Below are 17,107 nucleotides of genomic sequence, written 5' to 3'. Positions count from 1 at the left end.
CCGTTCCAGCGCAACAGCGCAGCGAACACGTGTTGGCTGAACACGTTAAACCCCAGACCAAAATTTGGTGAGGTGTCCGAGTGGCTGAAGGAGCACGCCTGGAAAGTGTGTATACGGCAACGTATCGAGGGTTCGAATCCCTCCCTCACCGCCACATTGCAAAGCCCTGATGGAAACATCAGGGCTTTTGTTTTATGGCGCAATCCCGAGCGGTTGTCAGCATAGGACTGCAAATCCTCATTGCTGATAGCCCAGCATCTGGTTGAACCTCTTGGGCAATCGTAGTGAAAAGCCTCGGTGACTTTGACGCCACGGCCAACCCATTGGTCGATCCTTTTAAAGTTTCCGCCCGATTCAGTACAAGGGCCTCTCGAAAGAGAGGCCCTTTTCATTGCTCGCTGATTTGCCCTGCTCGGTACTTAAAAGGCATTCCGTGGTGATACCGGTTAATGCTCCACAGTCAGCGGATCCGGGGCAGGTTCAGATGCTTGGTGATGGCCTGATAGAGCTGGGGGTAGTTATCGTCAAAATGGTGTCCTCCCGGCAGGGTGACGCTGGTGATGTTGGGTTGGTTGAGACGGGGGCAGAGGCGGTCGCCGTCATCGTCATCGGCTCCTTGCAGGCAGAGCATCGGTAGATCCCGGATGGTCTTCACCTGCGGCTCGGTCGGGTAGCTGCGGGCCTTGTGGGCCAGCATGTCGCTGACGTGGATCTCGAAATCCGAGCTGGTAGAGGGGGAGAGCATCACGGCCCCGACTAGTCCCTGACGATAGTGCTCCGGCAACCGGTTGATGACGAAGGGGGCAATCTCTGCACCAAACGAGAAGCCGACCAGCAGCCAGCGGGGGCGCTGCCAGCGAGTCTGGTAATCATCGAGGATCCGCTCCAGATCGGCGGTCACCTGCTCCGGGGTTTTCTTCTTCCAGTAGTAGGTGAGGGAGCTCCAGCCCACGACCGGCATGCCGTGCAGCTGAAACTGGGCGCTCAACCCCTTGTCGAGGGCCGCCCAGCCACCATCCCCGCTGAGAAAGATCACCATGGGGGCGTCGGATGGCTGCTTGACCGGCAGCTCAATCAGGCTCAGGTCATCCTTGACCGGGGCGGCGTGCGCCGCAAATGACGAGATGGGCAGTACGAGACTGAGTAACAGCAAAATCAAGGCTCTCATGGGCCATGCTCCTATTTTTTGATCAGCCCCAGCGGACCGCGGCTAATCAGGGTGATCAGGTGAGTCAGGGTTCTTGGCAGAGCCAGCTTGCTGCTGCAGAGCAGGTAGCGGGGTTCCCAGCGGGGCGAAAATTTCTCCTTGTAGCGTCTGAGCCCCTGGAAGTTGTAAAAGCGGCTGCCACGGACGAACAGGGTATTGCCAAGGCGGGCCCAGTAGCTGTTGAGCGGATGATCGTTGAAGCCGGACATGGGGGCCATCCCCAGATTGAAGCTGGCGTACCCTTGCGCCTTGCCCCACAGCAGCAGTTCGACAAAGAGAAAATCCATGATGGGGGCGGTGCCGGTATCCAGGCTGTAGCGCATCAGATCGATGGAGAGGGTCTCCTTGTTGTCGCTCACCCAGAGGTTGGCAAAGCCGACGATTTGCCCCTCGTGCCACACCAGCGCAGCTGGGCTCAAGGTCAGGTAGTCAGGCTCGAAGCGGCCGACCGAGAAGCCCTTCTCCTTGCCCATCTTGCTCTGCAGCCAGGTATCGGAGACGGTCTGCAATCTGGGCCGCAGGGGGGCCACGGCACCTGCCTCGACCACCTCGAAGGTCAACCCTTCCCGCTTGCCCTTGGCGTGGCTCTGGCGCAGGTTGCGCAGGCGGCTGCCCGCCAGATCGAAGGTAGCCAGATCGACCATCGCCTCTTCACCGAGCTTGAAGGGGATCAGCCCCAACTCCAGATAGAGCGGCAGATAGCGGGCCGAGACCTGATAGAAAACCGGATTGGCGTCGTGCTCGTCGCACCGCTCGCGAAATTGCCAGAGCAGCTCTTCGATCTGCTCGGGGCGACCGACCGGATCCCCCATCACAATCCAGCTGTTGCCCTCGATGCCATACATCAGGAAGGCGTCGCCGGCGGGGTGGAACAGCAGGGACTTGTCCTGCAGTTGGGCCAGATAGCCGTGGATCCCCCCTTCGCGCACCACCAGATCGTGGGCGCGCGCAAGCGTCTCCTTGTCCGGCTTTTCACCGACTACGCGCAGCGGTGCAAGTAATTGGGCAACCCCGGCCACGGCCAGCACGGCCACCACGCTCCCCATGGCGCGCAGGCCGCGGGCAGCCCCGCCGTGGGGGGAGAAGTGGAACCAGAGGGCGTGGTCATACTCCACCTGACGGTAGGAGAAGAGCAGCAGCCACAGCGCTCCCAGCAGCACGGCGCCGACCGAGATGAGCCAGCCTGGGGTGTACTGGGGATAGAGCAGCGACCCCTTGCGATAGAAAAGAGAGCGGCAGGGAGTCATGATGAGCAGGAAGCTGCCGAGCAGCAGGGCTGACTCCCAGTCCCCCCCCTTGAGCAGGGAGAAGGCGATACCCAGAGCCAGCAGCAGCTGGGTGATGCGAAACGCGGCGTCGTGACGGCGATAGAGGCTGCGAGCCAGCAGGATCAGGAGGATACCGCTCACGCTGCCGAGCACGTGGGAGAGCTCGAGCAGGTGGAGCGGCAGCACTTGCAGCCACACCTCGATGTGGCTGCGCATGGTCGGGATCATCCCCGAGCAGAGCAGCAGGCTACCGGCGGCGAAGGTGCCCATGCTGATAAGGGCAGGCAGAAATTCGCGCACTGCGCTCATCAGCCCCTGTAGCCGCTGCCAGCGCGCTTTTTGTTGCAGCATCTCCTGACTCGCAAAGAGCAGCAGGGCACAGAGAAAGGGAAGCAGGTAATAGATGCAGCGATAGAGCAGCAGCGAGGCGAGCAGCTTGTCGGTTGGCAGATAGTTAGCCAGCAACAGGCTCATGCTCGCTTCGAACACCCCAATCCCGCCCGGCACGTGGGCCAGCACCCCGAGGAAGCTGGCCAGCACGAAGGCACTGAGCAGCACGGGGTAGGGGACGCTATCTGCAGGCAACAGCACAAACAGCACGGCAGCGGCGGCCATCCAGTCAGCCAGCGCGACCAACAGTTGCAACAGACGAACCTTGAAGCCGGGCAGGGTCAGCGTGTGTTTCCGCCAGGAGAGACGTGGGGCGGGCCAGCAGAGGTAGCAGGCCACCAACAGCAGAGCCATGACGCCCGCCAGCCTGAGTAGAGTATCTGCCCATTGCGGCCAGTCAGGCAGCAGCTGTGATACATCGCAGGTCAGTAGGGCACCACCTCCCCACGCCAACAGGCCGAGGAAGAAGGTGATGGAGCAGAACAGCACCACGCGGGCCACTTCCCCGGTGGCGAGCCCCAGTGCGGAGTAGAGGCGATAGCGTACCGAGGTGCCGGTCAGCAGGGCAAATCCCAGGGTGTTGGAGAAGGTGTAGGCGATAAAGGAGGTGATGCTGACCTGTTGCCAGGGAAGGCGCTTGCCCAGCGCATGGAGCGCCAGTATGTCATAGCTGCAGAGGCAACCATAACTGAGCAGGGTCAGTAACAGGGCGCCCGCTAGTCGCGGCAGGGGTTGGGACCAGATGGCCACACGAATATCGTGCCAGTGCCATGCCTGAGTCAGGTGATACAGCACGGTCAGTGCGGTGCCGAGCAGCAGCAAGCTGCACAAGGGGCCGAGCCATTTAAGCAGATGACGCCACATGCCATGTTCCTGTGGTCATTGACCGTTTCCCGCAAAGGGGCTGGGTCGTGGATCCGGTTTGGACGAGGGAGGCGCTCGTCAGGATAATTTCGGGAAGAGATGGAAAGGGAGGCGTCAGCCTCCCTCTGTGTTATCCAGTGACCGGTTGGATCACTTGGTTTTCGGCGCGACTTTGACGGTAGGGGTCTTGGCGTGGGTGGCTTTATGGTGTTTTTTCACCACCTTGGTCTGGGTAGTCTGCGGTGTGGCTGTCTTGGTCGGGGTGGCCGCCATGGTGAAACCGGAAGTGAGGGCGAAGACGGCTGCCAGGGTCAGAGGAATGATCTTTTTCATGTTCAATTTCCTTATTCGGGTTGATGGTATGGAGCGTTCTCCATGACAGTCATCCTATGACGGTTGCTACGGCCCTTCAGTGAGCGGTTGGTGACGGTTTGTATCCAAATGTACAGGCAGGGTGAGGCAGAAGCGGGCGCCGTGGTCACTGGCCAGCAGCGCCACATCCCCCCCGTGATGACGGGCAATGCTGCGCACGATGGCCAGCCCCAGTCCGGTGCCGCCGGTGCGACGATCCCGGCTCTGATCAAGGCGCACGAATGGTTCGAAGATCTGGGGCGCCAGCGCCGGATCGATCCCCGGCCCATTGTCGCTCACCTCCAGCAGATAGTTCTCCTGCAGCCGCGAGATGGAGAGGGTAACCTCGCTCTCGGCGTAGCGCAGGGCATTACCGATGAGGTTCTCCACCGCGCGCGTCAGCAGACGCTGATCACCGCACCAGGGCATGTGGCATGGCGGCAGATCGAGGGTGAGCCTCTTTTCGGGTGCCAGCGCTTGCCAGTCGCCGAGATGCGTTTGTGCCCAGTGGCTGAGCTCAAGCTCGTCCTGCTGCAACGGCAGCTCGGGTCTATCCAGCCTGGCATAGGTGAGCATCTCTTCGATCAGGGCGTCCAGCGCCCCCAGATCTCGCTCCAGCGCCTGCTGCTCCTGCTCGGCAGGGGCAGGATCGAGCGTGGCAAGCCGATAGCGCAACCGGACCAGCGGGGTGCGCAACTCGTGGGCGATGGCATCGGTCAGTTGCTTGCGGCTGGCAATCATGGCCTGCAATTGGGTCGCCATTTGATCGAAGGTGCGTCCCACCCGGGCCAGACTGCTGCCCGGTGGCAGATTGGTTCGGCAGGAGAGATCCCCATCGCCTACGCGACGTGCGGTTTGCTCCAACTGCTGCAAGCCGCGCCAGTGGGGACGCAGCCACAGAAGGATGGGCAGGCCGAGAGAGAGGCCTATCACTAGCAGCAGCCCCACATCGACCCAGTGCAGCTCGTGCAGGTAGGAGAGGTAGGGTACAGGGCCGACAATCAGCACCTGATCGGTATCGGGGATGCGCTGCAGGAAGGTGTCATCCTCCTCGACGATGACAATGTTGCCGGCGGCCAGAAAGGCTTGATCCTCGCTGGTCAGGGGCTGGCGCACCAGCTCGCCGATCTTGAGGGGGAGGGTAAACTGACTGCTCTGCTCGGCCAGTCGATCGGGCCAGCGCTCTGGCGGGGTTCTTGCCAACTCGCCGGTCAACAGGCCAAGAGAGCCCTGCATCATGCGTTCGAGATAGCGATCACCCGCCCGTTCGGCGGTCACCTGATAGACCACGCCCACCAGCAGGATGGCCAGGGTGAAGCAGCCGATCAGCAACAGATAGAACTGGATAAAGAGACGGCGCATGGCGGTGCTCCCGAAAGAGGGTTATTCCCAGGCGTGGGGGACGAAGAGGTAGCCTTTCTGGCGCACCGTCTTGATCCGGGTCGGGTTGTCGGGGTTATCACCCAGTTTGCGGCGCAGGCGGGAGATGGCCACATCCATGCTGCGATCCTGACCGTCGTACTCCCGGCCGCGCAAGCTGCGAAAGAGGGCTTCCCGACTCAAGATTTGGCCCGCGTGGCAGGCGAGCTCCCACAGCAGATCAAAGTCGGCGGTCGAGAGAGCAATGCTCTCGCCATCGAGCCGCACATCTCGCCCCGGGCCATCCACCCGCAGCAGACCAAATTGCAGCTGCTGGGGAACGCTGCTGGTGGCTGCCGGTTGGGTTGATGCTTGCTGGTGCTGGCGAAACTGTACCCTCAGTCTGGCCAGTAGCACGGGGGGCGGGGTGGTTTTAAGAATGTAGTCGTTGGCGCCCAGCTCCAGACTCAGGATCTGGTTCATGTCGCTATCCAGCGAGGTGAGCATTACGATGGGGCCGTCGAAGCGTGGCCGAAGATCCCGACAGAGGGACATGCCATCCTGCCCCGGCAACATGATATCGAGCAGCACCAGATCGGGCTGTTCGGCCTCTATTCGGGCCAGCGCCATGTCCCCTCTGGGCTCGAGGAGCACATCCATATCGTGGCGACCGAGCCAACTGCTGATGAGCTGGCCAATCTCGGGATCATCTTCGACAAAAAGAATGCGTTGCATAGAAAAGCTCCAACGGAAAGCAGGAGAGAAGAAGAGCGATCAGCATATCAATGGCGCTTGGGAAATACAGAAAAAGAACCGGGCAGGCTGGTGTGTGGGGGAGTGTGGTTGTGTCATCGATGGGGAGGCGCACATCGTGACAAATGGGCAGAGCCGCGTTTATCGATCTGGAGGATGATGGCCTTGCAGACAAGGCATGGCCCAGTCGAGCGCAAAACAAAAAACCGGCCAAGGCCGGTTTTTCGCGGAGCAGACCAGAAGGTCACTGCACCAAGTCGATGGACATCACCTTACGGCGATTATCGACAGAATAATGGGGTGGCTGATGGGGCTCGAACCCACGACAACCGGAATCACAATCCGGGACTCTACCAACTGAGCTACAGCCACCACTGAAATTTTCATCAACGCTCGCCAATCCAGAAGGATTGGGGAACATCAATGGCGCGCCCTGCAGGATTCGAACCTGCGACCCACGGCTTAGAAGGCCGTTGCTCTATCCAACTGAGCTAAGGGCGCTTTGTATCAACACGTCTTGACGACGAGTCGATGAACATGGTCGGTGATAAAGGATTCGAACCTTTGACCCTCTGGTCCCAAACCAGATGCGCTACCGGACTGCGCTAATCACCGAAAATCCCTGACCAGCATATCGACAAGAGTCGTACTGGGCAACGGGCGGGCATCATAGCCAAGCGTAAGGGCCAGCGTCAACGACTTTTTCCCCCAGTAAATTCAAGTGCCTACTTATTGCCCGCTACAGGTCTGGCGTGCGTCTGCCGCTAACATCCCGGCTAAAAAAATGCGACAATGCGCGGCAGTTGAACACATGGTGAGTGGAGAACGATGTCTGCCAAAATCATAGATGGAAAACAGGTTGCGCAAACGATTCGCAGCCAGGTCGCGGCGCAAGTCCAACAGCGGTTGGCGGCAGGGAAACGGGCTCCAGGGCTGGCAGTCATTCTGGTGGGGGCGGATCCCGCCTCTCAGGTCTATGTCGGCAGCAAACGCCGGGCATGTGAGGAGGTGGGGTTTCTCTCCCGCTCCTATGATCTGAGTGCCACTGCCAGTCAGGAAGAGCTGCTGGCGCTGATCGACCAGTTGAATGCGGATAGCCACGTAGATGGCATTCTGGTTCAGCTGCCGTTGCCGGATCACTTTGATACCACTCAGGTGCTGGAGCGGATCCAGCCTGACAAGGATGTAGATGGATTTCATCCGTATAACGTCGGCCGTCTGGCCCAACGTATTCCGGCGCTGCGCCCCTGCACTCCGAAAGGGATCATGACGCTGATTGAGACCACCGGCGTGAAGACGCATGGTCTGCATGCGGTCGTGGTGGGCGCGTCCAACATAGTGGGGCGTCCCATGACTCTCGAATTGCTGCTGGCGGGCTGCACAACTACGACCTGTCACCGCTTTACCCGGGATCTGGAAGATCAGGTACGCCGTGCCGATCTGCTGGTTGTCGCAGTCGGCAAGCCAAACTTCATCCCTGGCGAGTGGATCAAACCGGGGGCACTGGTGATCGATGTGGGCATCAATCGCCTGGCTGATGGCTCGCTGGTCGGGGATGTGGAGTTTGAGACGGCGCGCAGCCATGCCTCCTTCATTACTCCGGTACCCGGTGGCGTGGGCCCGATGACGGTCGCCAGCCTGATGGAAAATACCCTGATCGCCTGCAGTGAATATCACGACTGATCATCGTTGGTGATAACCTGTGATCCCATGAGGAGGCAGGATTCGCCAGAAATCTGACAATAAAAAACCGGTTGCTCAGAGAGGAACCGGTTTTTTATTTATCCAACGGGTGTTATTTACATATTTTGTGCTTCGTTTGGCACAATCACAGAGGCGTGATTTCCTTTCGGCCCCTGTTGCAGTTCAAAATTGACAGCCTGACCCGCTTTCAGGGTCTTGTAGCCCTCCATTTGAATCGTGGAGTAGTGAGCGAAGATATCCTCACCGCCCCCTTCCGGACAGATAAACCCAAATCCTTTTGCGTTGTTAAACCACTTAACTGTGCCGGTTGCCATACTTCTACATCCTTTTATTGATTACCCAGAAGTCGTTGAGTAACCTGCGCCAGCCCTTTATAACTAGGGACATGGGCCCATAGCAGACGGGCACAGATTAGCAAGTAACCAATCTAGTCTAACTTTTGAGCGAGTCAAGGAGTTGTTAACAACTGATGTGATCTGGTTAACAAGTCTATTGACAAGCTTGTGTGAGACGGTAGTAATCTAGAGGTACCAAAGCGCGATTATGAGCAAGCAGAAAGAACTCTTTGCTAATGAAGAGATTGCAGAAGCAGAGAAAACAAAGCTGCAGCCGCCACCCATGTATAAAGTTGTGTTGAACAACGATGACTACACCCCGATGGAGTTCGTGGTGGAGGTGCTGCAAAAGTTCTTTGGTATGGATTTGGACAAGGCGACTCAGGTCATGCTGAGTGTGCATTATAGTGGTAAGGGTGTCTGCGGCATGTTTACCGCAGAGATCGCCGAAACTAAGGTTGTCCAGGTCAACACCTATGCACGTAACAACGAACATCCACTGCTCTGTACTATGGAAAAGGCTTGAATCTGATGACTTGATGGCGAGTGTGACACCACATTGTAGCTGTACTAGGGGAGGTGCCTATGTTGAATAAAGATCTAGAAAAGACGCTGAACGAGGCTTTCAAACTGGCCCGTGACGAGCGTCATGAATTCATGACCGTCGAGCACCTGTTGTTAGCCCTTCTGGATAACAGTTCAGCCCATGAGGCGCTGAGCTCTTGTGGTGCCGATGTTGAGCAGATGCGCAAGGAGATCCGCGCATTCATCACCCAAACTACTCCGCTCATACCGCGCGATGATGAAGATCGTGAAACCCAGCCGACACTGGGCTTCCAGCGCGTGTTGCAGCGTGCCGTCTTCCATGTGCAATCCTCTGGCAATACCGAAGTAAGCGGCGCCAACGTGCTGGTCGCTATCTTCAGTGAGCAGGAGTCACAAGCTGCCTATTTCCTGAAAAAAGCCGAGATCAGCCGTCTCGACGTCGTCAATTTCCTCTCCCACGGGGTGCGCAAGGACAGCAAGCCGGATCTCGGCAGCAATAACAATCCCGAGTCTGATGATGATGTTTCGGCCGCACAGATCGAGAGCTTTGCCACCAACCTGAACCAGCTGGTGCTGGAAGGGCGCATCGATCCGCTGATTGGCCGTAATCAGGAGCTCAATCGTACCATTCAGGTGCTCTGCCGCCGTCGCAAGAACAACCCGCTGCTGGTGGGTGAAGCCGGCGTGGGGAAAACCGCCATTGCCGAAGGGTTGGCCTATCGCATCGTCAAGGGGGATGTGCCCGAGGTGATTGCGGGCAGTACCATCTATTCGCTGGATATGGGTTCTCTTCTGGCGGGCACCAAATACCGTGGTGATTTCGAGAAGCGCCTCAAAGTACTGCTCAAGCAGATTGAGCGTCAGGAAGGGGCCATCCTCTTTATCGACGAGATCCATACCATCATTGGTGCCGGTGCTGCTTCCGGTGGTCAGCTGGATGCGGCCAACCTGATCAAGCCGCTGCTCTCCAATGGTTTGCTCCGCTGTGTGGGATCCACCACTTATCAGGAGTACGCCCAGATCTTCGAGAAAGACCGTGCGTTGGCCCGTCGCTTCCAGAAGATCGATATTGTTGAGCCGACTATCGATGACACCACGCGCATCCTGATGGGGCTCAAGAGTCGCTACGAAGCCCACCACGGCGTGCGCTATACCGCCAAGGCGATCCGTGCAGCTGCCGAGCTCTCTGCCAAGTACATCAATGATCGTCATTTACCCGACAAGGCGATCGACGTGATCGACGAAGCGGGTGCCGGTCAGCGGTTGCTGCCGGCGAGCAAGCGCAAGAAAGTGATCAATGTGCAAGAAATTGAGTCCATCGTAGCCAAGATCGCCCGCATTCCTGAGAAATCAGTTTCTTCCTCGGATAAAGAGGTGCTAAAGAACCTGGAGCGCAATCTCAAGATGGTGGTTTTTGGTCAGGATAAAGCCATCGAGGTGCTGACCGATGCGATTCGCCTCTCTCGTTCAGGTTTGGGTAACGAGCGTCGCCCGGTAGGGTGCTTCCTCTTCGCTGGTCCGACCGGGGTGGGCAAGACCGAGGTCACCCAGCAGCTTGGTAAGGCGCTGGGTGTCGAGATGCTGCGCTTTGATATGTCCGAGTACATGGAACGCCATACCGTATCTCGTCTGATTGGTGCGCCTCCCGGCTATGTCGGTTTTGAGCAGGGTGGTCTGCTGACTGATGCGGTGATCAAGCATCCTCATTCCGTCGTGTTGCTTGACGAAATTGAGAAAGCTCACCCGGACGTATTCAATCTGCTGTTGCAGGTGATGGACAACGGCACCCTGACCGACAACAACGGGCGCAAGGCGGATTTCCGTAACGTGATTTTGGTCATGACTACCAACGCCGGTGTGCAGGAGACTCAGCGTAAATCGATTGGCTTCCAGCAACAGGATTTGAGCCACGATGCCATGGCGGTGATCAACAAGACCTTCAGTCCGGAGTTTCGCAACCGGCTTGATCACACCATCTGGTTCAACCATCTGGATATGACGGTGATCCATCAGGTGGTCGACAAGTTCATTGTCGAATTGCAGGTTCAACTGGATGCGAAGGGAGTTTCTCTCGAGGTGTCCGAGCGTGCCCGCCACTGGTTGGCGGAGAAGGGGTATGACAGAGCCATGGGCGCCAGACCGATGGGTCGGGTAATCCAGGAGCACCTCAAGAAACCCCTGGCCAACGAGATCCTGTTCGGTTCACTGGTTGACGGGGGAATAGTGAAGGTTGAGTTGGTAAATGACAGCCTCAGCTTTGATTTTCAGGTCAATGTTGAAGCTGTTTCCCACTAAGCGTCAGTGATCAGAAAACGACAAAAAACCCCAACCGAAAGGTTGGGGTTTTTTGCTGAATTCCTGGCTTAGCGAGAGCGGAAAACAATACGTCCCTTGGAGAGATCGTAGGGAGTCAGTGCTACCGTTACTTTGTCTCCAGTCAGGATACGAATGTAGTTTTTGCGCATCTTGCCTGAAATATGAGCGATAACCACGTGACCATTCTCCAGTTCCACACGGAACATGGTATTGGGCAGGGTTTCGAGAATAGTGCCCTGCATCTCAATACTGTCTTCTTTAGCCATTGAATCCTCTTGATAAGCCACAACAAAAAACCGCTGGATCATGCCGGATTTAAGGCTATGTGTAAAGTTTACTCGGGCTTGGTGTCGATATTTTTCCATTCCCCCTGAATTAACCGCTCGTGAGGGAGATAATTGCGCTTGTAATTCATCTTGCGACACGCCTCTACCAGATAGCCAAGATAGAGCCAGCTTCGCCCGGTTCGCTTGGCCAGATCGAGCTGGCAGAGGATGGCAAAGGTGCCCAGGGAGCGATCGGCATAATCCGGATCGAAGAAGGTGTACATGGCGCTCAAGGCGTGGGGCAGCAGGTCTGTGGTGGCGACACCGATCAGGCGGCCCTCTTTGCGCATCTCCAGGTAGAGCGGCGGCATCCAGTCACAATGGAGAAACCCGCGATACTGGCTACGGTTGGGGGGATACATGCTGCCATCGTGATGGCGTTCGCGGATATAACGTTCGTAGAGCAGGTAATACTCGGGCTTGTCGTCGTAGCTCAGGACGATCTCGATATCTCTGTTGAGCTGGCGGATCCGCTTCTGGCCGCGGCTGGGGCGAAAGCGCTCGCTGTGAATTCGAAGGGATTGGCAGGCATGGCACGCCGGGCAGTGGGGGCGATAGATGTCGTTGCCACTGCGGCGAAAACCGGCAGTCAACAATCGCTCGTAACCGTTGGCGTTGAGCAGATTGTGATCCATCAGCACCAGCAACTGCTCCTGTTCATGGTCCAGATAACTGCAGGGATGCTTGGGAGTCAGCCCTACTTTGAGGATCACTTCTTCAGTCATAGGCTGATCTCCCCCTCTTGCCAGCAGGAAGCCAACAGTGGTTGATGGCCAAGGCGCGCCAGCTCGGCCAGAAAACGGGCCCTTGGCCACTCCTCGATACCCAGGGTCGCCAGAAACGGGTTCTGCATCTGGCAATCGATGAGAGCGCCGCGATGGCGGGCGAAGTGGCGACAGAGTGCCACCATGGCAAGTTTGGCGCCGTTATCAATCCGGCTGAACATGGATTCACCGCAAAACAGTCGGCCGATAGAGAGGCCATACAGTCCCGCTTGCAGCTCTCCCTCTTGCCAGATCTCGATAGAGTGGGCATGACCCAGCCGGTGCAACTGCTGGTAGGCCTCGATCATGGGTTGGCTGATCCAGGTGCCATCGGCAGTGCGACGAGGGGCGGCGCAGGCGGTAATGACTTCATTAAAGGCGCGATTGACGGAAATATCGAATGGGGTACGGCGGATAATCTTCTGCAGTGTCCGTCCCACATGGAGTTGGTCTGGGCGGATCACTCCGCGGGGATCCGGTGACCACCACAGGGTCGGTTGGTGGGGTTCATTCCACGGGAAGATCCCCTTGTGGTAAGCTGCCAGCAATCTGGCAGGGGAGAGATCCCCGCCGATCGCCAGCAAGCCGTTGGGCTCTTCCAGCGCATGGCTGGGGTCGGGAAACCAGCAAAGCTCATCATCCAGTTGGGTAAGATAGCGAGACATAAGGCAACGAGGTTCATAGATGAAGGCCATTATCCTGATAGTATCCAGCTTGCTCTGCTTTGTCACGGCGCCCGCCGGGGCGGAGGTCTACCAGCGCAATACCGCGCGGCCGGTCAATCAGGTGGTGTTTGGCCAGGTCGAAACGGTGCGCAATATTACCCAGCGCCAGATCCTGGAGTCCGAGCACTCTGGCTGGAAGACGCTGGGTGGTGCCGTGTTGGGCGGTCTGCTGGGCAACCAGTTTGGTGGCGGTCATGGTCGTGAAATCGCCACCGCCGTCGGGGCGCTGGCGGGAGCTGCGGCTGCGCAGCAATACCAGTCCGGGGGAACCGTGGTGGAAAACAAGCTGGTGGAGCTGCTGATCCGCAACGAACAAAATGCCCTTATCAATGTGATCCAGGATTATGATCCCGCCATGGTCTTTGCCAATGGGGACAAGGTGCGCATTCTCTACTTCGATGATGGGGTGCGGGTCGACAAGACTTACTGACTTTCGATAGTCTCGGTGATGGGGAGACTGTGGCAGGAAAGGAACCCGCAGACTCTCCTGCTGGAAAGTCTGTCGGGCGGTAATACACGGGACTGATGCCCTGAGGATTCAGATAGTTATCTCTTGAGAGACTATCTTGTCGCGACCGGTGTTCTTTGCCTGATAGAGCAGCCGATCCGCTACGCTCAGCGCCTCGTCCATGGATATCCGCCCGACACTGATCACGCCGTAACTGGCGCGAACAAAGAGCGGGGTTTCCGGTGACAAGGGTTGCTGGCGCAGCTGCTGACGCAGCCCTTCAAGACGCTTGATCAACACGGGGACGGTACAGTGAGGCACCATCATGGCAAACTCCTCTCCGCCAAAGCGGGCGATCATGGCATCGGGGAAGAACTGGGTCAGTAGCCGGGTCAGATGGCAGAGCAGTTGATCGCCGATGGCATGGCCCCAGTGATCGTTGACCTGCTTGAAGTGATCCACATCGAGCACACAGAGTGCGAGAGGCGTCTGCTGGCGCTGATGTTCTTCAAACCATTTTTGCCCTTCGTTGAACCAGTAGCGCCGGTTGTAGAGACCGGTCAGGTAATCACGATTGGCTGACTCCTGAATGCTGTTGAACTGCTCGAGGGCTTCCAGATTGTGGCTGACCCGACACTGCAGCTCTTCCGGCTCGAACGGCTGGTTGAGAAAGTCGTTGGCGCCTTGCTTCAGGTAGCGAGCAGAGAGACCGCGCTTGTCCGAGACCGAGATCCCGATAATCGCGAGCTGCTGCTTGCTGTAACGCTCTCTCAGCATCCGCACCAGACTGATGCCATCGATATCCGGCATATAGTAGTCGACCAGTGCCAGCCGGATGTCCGGGTGTTGCTCCAGCATCGCCATCGCTTCACGGGCATGACTGGCCTCATGCACCTGCAACAACTGCTTGCGCAACTGTGCCATGGTGCGGTGACGGGAGGTGCGTGAGTCGTCGACCACCAGCACTTCGATGGACTGGTTAAGATAGAGGCGGTGCACCAGACTAACGGCATATTGCAGCGAGTGGCGCGAATCCTTCATCACATAGTCCAGCACGCCGGTTTCCAGCCAGGCGGCACGTTTATCCTCGCTGATGTCGGCAGTGAGGATCACCACCGGCAAACCTCGAGCCAGCAGCTCGTTGACCGCTTCGCCACGGGGCGCATCCGGCAAGGTCAAGTCCACCAGCGCGACCACATACTCCTCGCCCCGGCAGTGACGGGCGCCTTCTAGGGTATCGAAGGCGTCAATCTCGAGGCCTGTCTGCTGGGCAATGGCCTGAGTCAGCATACGGCGGATGGTCAGGCTATCTTCGACAATCAATATCTTCTGTTTCATTAGACTCCTTTAAATAAAAAAGGCATACCGACTGGTATGCCTTATATCACAACTACGCTTGTTTATTGCGCGTCGAGGTAGCGTTCGGCATCGAGGGCTGCCATGCAGCCGGTACCGGCAGAGGTGATCGCCTGACGGTAGTTGTGGTCGGCCACGTCGCCGGCAGCGAAGACACCTTCAATGCTGGTCTGGGTGGCAAAACCGTCGAGGCCGCCACGTACCTTCAGATAGCCGTTTTGCATCTCCAGCTGGCCATCGAAGATCTGGGTATTGGGCTGATGGCCGATGGCGATGAAGACGCCCATCAGCGCCAGCTCGCTGGTGCTGTTGTCCTGAGTGTTGCGCAGGCGCACACCGGTGACCCCCATCTGATCCCCCAGCACTTCGTCCAGGGTCTGGTGGGTGTGCAACACGATATTGCCGCTTTCGACCTTGTCGTGCAGACGCTTGATCAGGATCTTCTCGGCACGGAACTCGTCGCGGCGGTGGATCAGATGCACCTTCTTGGCGATGTTGGCCAGATACAAGGCCTCTTCCACAGCGGTGTTGCCGCCGCCGATCACGGCCACTTCCTGATTACGGTAGAAGAAACCGTCACAGGTGGCACAGGCGGAGACGCCGCGGCCCTTGAAGGCCTCTTCGGAGGGCAGACCCAGATACTTGGCGGAGGCACCGGTCGCGATGATCAGGGCATCGCAGGTGTATTCGCCGTTGTCCCCTTTGAGGCGGAACGGGCGCTGAGTCAGTTCGACACTGTTGATGTGATCAAACAGGATCCGGGTATCGAACTTCTCTGCATGCTCTTTCATGCGCTCCATCAGGGCAGGGCCGGTCAGGCCTTCCGGATCACCTGGCCAGTTTTCCACTTCGGTGGTGGTGGTCAGCTGACCCCCTTGCTGCATGCCGGTGATGAGCAGGGGATTGAGGTTGGCGCGGGCGGCGTAGACGGCCGCGGTGTAACCGGCCGGGCCTGACCCTAAGATCAGCAATTTGCTGTGAGTGACTTGGCTCATGATGTCATTTCCGGGATGTGATGAGTTTGCGCGATTGTAGGTAATTCGTGATCCGGGGTCAAAGGCTGGTGGGTCGATTGCACTAATCGTGTTCACAAGGGGTGACATGGAAAATAAAAGAATAAAAAAACCGCCCATCGCGGGCGGATTTTCACTCATCTCCAACTGGCGCAGGCCAGCGCAGATCAGTTCAGCAGGGTCAGGGGATCCGTGTAGGCAAGGCCATGTGCCACGGCCACTTCCTTGCAGGTGAGTTTGCCCTCCATCACGTTGAGCCCGTGCAACAGGTTGGGGTCGCTCAGCAGTGCCTGACGATACCCTTGCTGGGCCAGCTTGATGATAAAGGGGAGGGTGGCATTGTTGAGCGCCACGGTCGAGGTGCGGGCCACCGCCCCCGGCATGTTGGCGACACAGTAGTGCACCACCTCATCGACAATATAGGTCGGATCCTGGTGGGTGGTGGCGTGGGAGGTTTCCACACAGCCGCCCTGATCGATGGCCACATCGACGATGGCAGAACCCGGCTTCATGCGCGCAATGTGGTCACGGCGGACAAGTTTTGGCGCAGTGGCACCCGGTACCAGCACGCCGCCGATGACCAGATCGGCCGCCAGCAGATGGCGCTCCAGCGTCTCGCTGTTGGAGTAGACCACCTTGGCCGCTCCCTGGAACTCGTTATCGAGACGACGCAGGGTATCGACGTTGTTGTCGAGGATGGTGACATCCGCGCGCAGGCCAATGGCCATGCGGGCTGCATTGGAGCCGACCACGCCGCCGCCGATGATCACCACCTTGGCCGGTTCGACACCGGGTACGCCGCCGAGCAGCACACCGCTCCCACCGCGCGATTTTTCCAGCGCCTGGGCACCCGCCTGAATAGACATGCGTCCGGCAACTTCCGACATGGGGGCCAGCAGGGGCAGGCCGCCACGGCCGTCGGTGACGGTTTCATAGGCGATACAGATGGCGCCGCTTTTCAGCAGGGCTTCGGTCTGGGGCAAGTCTGGCGCCAGATGCAGATAGGTGAACAGGGTCTGACCCGGACGCAGCATGGCACATTCGACAGGCTGAGGTTCCTTGACCTTGACGATCATCTCGGCTTTGGCGAAAACCTCTGCTGCAGAGGCCAAAATTTCGGCTCCAACAGCGATATAATCTGCATCGCTGAAGCCAATGCCGTTTCCGGCACCGCTTTGGACGAAAACAGTATGGTTTCGTGCTGTCAGTTCACGTACACTGGCCGGAACCATGCCTACGCGGTATTCATGGTTTTTTATCTCTTTAGGTACACCGATAATCATGCTATCCCTCGTCTATAGATTGGTGTTTCATGTTGCCAAAATGTTAACCAACATTTGCGCCTAGTATATTCAGGTATTGACAGGATTTGTGACCATAAT

The 17,107-nt window shown here is 57.9% G+C and carries 16 protein-coding genes and 4 tRNA genes; 5 read left to right on the top strand and 15 right to left on the bottom strand.

Translation table 11 applies throughout. The features are described from left to right. Positions 1 to 66: 66 nt before the first annotated feature. A tRNA-Ser gene (locus ACTG1K_RS15275) sits at positions 67 to 154 on the top strand. Positions 155 to 460: 306 nt separating this feature from the next. Here ACTG1K_RS15275 and ACTG1K_RS15270 read toward each other — a convergent pair. The 8 genes from ACTG1K_RS15270 to ACTG1K_RS15235 all read right to left on the bottom strand — a co-directional run bounded on the left by ACTG1K_RS15270 (position 461) and on the right by ACTG1K_RS15235 (position 6,807). Then, on the bottom strand, positions 461 to 1,168 hold the full coding sequence (locus tag ACTG1K_RS15270) for an AcvB/VirJ family lysyl-phosphatidylglycerol hydrolase (RefSeq protein WP_440005922.1): 708 nt from the start codon (positions 1,166 to 1,168) through the stop codon (positions 461 to 463). 11 nt (positions 1,169 to 1,179) lie between these two features. Further along, entirely contained in the window at positions 1,180 to 3,729 is a 2,550-nt protein-coding gene (gene mprF / locus ACTG1K_RS15265; RefSeq protein WP_440005920.1) for a bifunctional lysylphosphatidylglycerol flippase/synthetase MprF, read from the bottom strand. 150 nt (positions 3,730 to 3,879) lie between these two features. Then, complete coding sequence (locus ACTG1K_RS15260) at positions 3,880 to 4,062, bottom strand: hypothetical protein (RefSeq protein ID WP_058057432.1); 183 nt, start codon at positions 4,060 to 4,062, stop codon at positions 3,880 to 3,882. Between the two features lie 66 nt (positions 4,063 to 4,128). Continuing rightward, positions 4,129 to 5,442 carry a two-component system sensor histidine kinase RstB gene (gene rstB / locus ACTG1K_RS15255; RefSeq protein WP_440005918.1) on the bottom strand — a complete coding sequence of 438 codons (1,314 nt, stop codon included), beginning with the start codon at positions 5,440 to 5,442 and terminating at the stop codon, positions 4,129 to 4,131. A 21-nt stretch (positions 5,443 to 5,463) separates the two neighbouring features. Beyond that, positions 5,464 to 6,174 carry a two-component system response regulator RstA gene (rstA, locus tag ACTG1K_RS15250; RefSeq protein WP_236349275.1) on the bottom strand — a complete coding sequence of 237 codons (711 nt, stop codon included), beginning with the start codon at positions 6,172 to 6,174 and terminating at the stop codon, positions 5,464 to 5,466. 314 nt (positions 6,175 to 6,488) lie between these two features. Continuing rightward, positions 6,489 to 6,564: transfer RNA gene (locus tag ACTG1K_RS15245), tRNA-His, on the bottom strand. Between the two features lie 52 nt (positions 6,565 to 6,616). Further along, a tRNA-Arg gene (locus ACTG1K_RS15240) sits at positions 6,617 to 6,693 on the bottom strand. 37 nt (positions 6,694 to 6,730) lie between these two features. Further along, positions 6,731 to 6,807 (bottom strand) — tRNA-Pro (locus ACTG1K_RS15235). A gap of 213 nt (positions 6,808 to 7,020) precedes the next feature. Here ACTG1K_RS15235 and folD point away from each other — a divergent pair. Continuing rightward, positions 7,021 to 7,875 (top strand): bifunctional methylenetetrahydrofolate dehydrogenase/methenyltetrahydrofolate cyclohydrolase FolD, encoded by an 855-nt coding sequence (gene folD / locus ACTG1K_RS15230; protein ID WP_005346435.1) that lies wholly within the window; start codon positions 7,021 to 7,023, stop codon positions 7,873 to 7,875. A 116-nt stretch (positions 7,876 to 7,991) separates the two neighbouring features. Here folD and cspD read toward each other — a convergent pair whose 3' ends face one another. After that, on the bottom strand, positions 7,992 to 8,210 hold the full coding sequence (gene cspD / locus ACTG1K_RS15225) for a cold shock-like protein CspD (RefSeq protein ID WP_005300025.1): 219 nt from the start codon (positions 8,208 to 8,210) through the stop codon (positions 7,992 to 7,994). 229 nt (positions 8,211 to 8,439) lie between these two features. Between cspD and clpS the strand changes: the two genes are divergently transcribed. Both clpS and clpA read left to right on the top strand, forming a co-directional pair. Continuing rightward, positions 8,440 to 8,757 carry an ATP-dependent Clp protease adapter ClpS gene (gene clpS, locus ACTG1K_RS15220; RefSeq protein WP_005337111.1) on the top strand — a complete coding sequence of 106 codons (318 nt, stop codon included), beginning with the start codon at positions 8,440 to 8,442 and terminating at the stop codon, positions 8,755 to 8,757. Between the two features lie 59 nt (positions 8,758 to 8,816). After that, a complete protein-coding gene (gene clpA, locus ACTG1K_RS15215; protein WP_440005916.1) occupies positions 8,817 to 11,072 on the top strand; it encodes an ATP-dependent Clp protease ATP-binding subunit ClpA in 2,256 nt (751 codons plus the stop codon). Between the two features lie 68 nt (positions 11,073 to 11,140). Here the strand turns inward: clpA and infA are convergent, their stop codons facing one another. The 3 genes from infA to aat form a co-directional block, all read right to left on the bottom strand. Then, positions 11,141 to 11,359, bottom strand: coding sequence for a translation initiation factor IF-1 (gene infA, locus ACTG1K_RS15210; RefSeq protein WP_005300033.1), 219 nt, complete (start codon positions 11,357 to 11,359; stop codon positions 11,141 to 11,143). A 68-nt stretch (positions 11,360 to 11,427) separates the two neighbouring features. Next, positions 11,428 to 12,144, bottom strand: coding sequence for an arginyltransferase (locus ACTG1K_RS15205; RefSeq protein ID WP_236322369.1), 717 nt, complete (start codon positions 12,142 to 12,144; stop codon positions 11,428 to 11,430). Next, on the bottom strand, positions 12,141 to 12,848 hold the full coding sequence (gene aat, locus ACTG1K_RS15200; protein ID WP_019445527.1) for a leucyl/phenylalanyl-tRNA--protein transferase: 708 nt from the start codon (positions 12,846 to 12,848) through the stop codon (positions 12,141 to 12,143). The genes ACTG1K_RS15205 and aat overlap by 4 nt, the downstream gene beginning before the upstream one ends. A gap of 19 nt (positions 12,849 to 12,867) precedes the next feature. Here aat and ACTG1K_RS15195 point away from each other — a divergent pair, with 19 nt between their 5' ends. Beyond that, the gene (locus ACTG1K_RS15195; protein ID WP_005337104.1) at positions 12,868 to 13,338 is read left to right on the top strand and encodes a glycine zipper 2TM domain-containing protein; all 471 of its coding nucleotides are present in this window, start codon (positions 12,868 to 12,870) and stop codon (positions 13,336 to 13,338) included. Positions 13,339 to 13,446: 108 nt separating this feature from the next. On the opposite strand, the gene ACTG1K_RS15190 is transcribed toward ACTG1K_RS15195, so the two are convergent. The 3 genes from ACTG1K_RS15190 to ald all read right to left on the bottom strand — a co-directional run bounded on the left by ACTG1K_RS15190 (position 13,447) and on the right by ald (position 17,008). After that, on the bottom strand, positions 13,447 to 14,694 hold the full coding sequence (locus tag ACTG1K_RS15190; protein ID WP_019445529.1) for a diguanylate cyclase: 1,248 nt from the start codon (positions 14,692 to 14,694) through the stop codon (positions 13,447 to 13,449). A gap of 62 nt (positions 14,695 to 14,756) precedes the next feature. Beyond that, the gene (trxB, locus tag ACTG1K_RS15185) at positions 14,757 to 15,707 is read right to left on the bottom strand and encodes a thioredoxin-disulfide reductase (RefSeq protein ID WP_236340364.1); all 951 of its coding nucleotides are present in this window, start codon (positions 15,705 to 15,707) and stop codon (positions 14,757 to 14,759) included. 185 nt (positions 15,708 to 15,892) lie between these two features. Then, complete coding sequence (gene ald, locus ACTG1K_RS15180) at positions 15,893 to 17,008, bottom strand: alanine dehydrogenase (protein WP_005337098.1); 1,116 nt, start codon at positions 17,006 to 17,008, stop codon at positions 15,893 to 15,895. Between the last annotated feature and the right edge of the window lie 99 nt (positions 17,009 to 17,107).

The organism is Aeromonas sp. 102P (assembly GCF_051920345.1).
In the GTDB taxonomy this organism is placed as follows: Bacteria; Pseudomonadota; Gammaproteobacteria; order Enterobacterales; family Aeromonadaceae; genus Aeromonas; species Aeromonas veronii.
This window is presented reverse-complemented; position numbering and strand designations above follow the sequence as displayed.

Excerpts from the sequence above, each read along its gene's own strand:
- ACTG1K_RS15270 (WP_440005922.1), bottom strand. The coding sequence starts at position 1,168 with ATGAGAGCCTTGATTTTGCTGTTACTCAGTCTCGTACTGCCCATCTCG.
- mprF (WP_440005920.1), bottom strand. The coding sequence starts at position 3,729 with ATGTGGCGTCATCTGCTTAAATGGCTCGGCCCCTTGTGCAGCTTGCTG.
- ACTG1K_RS15260 (WP_058057432.1), bottom strand. The coding sequence starts at position 4,062 with ATGAAAAAGATCATTCCTCTGACCCTGGCAGCCGTCTTCGCCCTCACT.
- rstB (WP_440005918.1), bottom strand. The coding sequence starts at position 5,442 with ATGCGCCGTCTCTTTATCCAGTTCTATCTGTTGCTGATCGGCTGCTTC.
- rstA (WP_236349275.1), bottom strand. The coding sequence starts at position 6,174 with ATGCAACGCATTCTTTTTGTCGAAGATGATCCCGAGATTGGCCAGCTC.
- folD (WP_005346435.1), top strand. The coding sequence starts at position 7,021 with ATGTCTGCCAAAATCATAGATGGAAAACAGGTTGCGCAAACGATTCGC.
- cspD (WP_005300025.1), bottom strand. The coding sequence starts at position 8,210 with ATGGCAACCGGCACAGTTAAGTGGTTTAACAACGCAAAAGGATTTGGG.
- clpS (WP_005337111.1), top strand. The coding sequence starts at position 8,440 with ATGAGCAAGCAGAAAGAACTCTTTGCTAATGAAGAGATTGCAGAAGCA.
- clpA (WP_440005916.1), top strand. The coding sequence starts at position 8,817 with ATGTTGAATAAAGATCTAGAAAAGACGCTGAACGAGGCTTTCAAACTG.
- infA (WP_005300033.1), bottom strand. The coding sequence starts at position 11,359 with ATGGCTAAAGAAGACAGTATTGAGATGCAGGGCACTATTCTCGAAACC.
- ACTG1K_RS15205 (WP_236322369.1), bottom strand. The coding sequence starts at position 12,144 with ATGACTGAAGAAGTGATCCTCAAAGTAGGGCTGACTCCCAAGCATCCC.
- aat (WP_019445527.1), bottom strand. The coding sequence starts at position 12,848 with ATGTCTCGCTATCTTACCCAACTGGATGATGAGCTTTGCTGGTTTCCC.
- ACTG1K_RS15195 (WP_005337104.1), top strand. The coding sequence starts at position 12,868 with ATGAAGGCCATTATCCTGATAGTATCCAGCTTGCTCTGCTTTGTCACG.
- ACTG1K_RS15190 (WP_019445529.1), bottom strand. The coding sequence starts at position 14,694 with ATGAAACAGAAGATATTGATTGTCGAAGATAGCCTGACCATCCGCCGT.
- trxB (WP_236340364.1), bottom strand. The coding sequence starts at position 15,707 with ATGAGCCAAGTCACTCACAGCAAATTGCTGATCTTAGGGTCAGGCCCG.
- ald (WP_005337098.1), bottom strand. The coding sequence starts at position 17,008 with ATGATTATCGGTGTACCTAAAGAGATAAAAAACCATGAATACCGCGTA.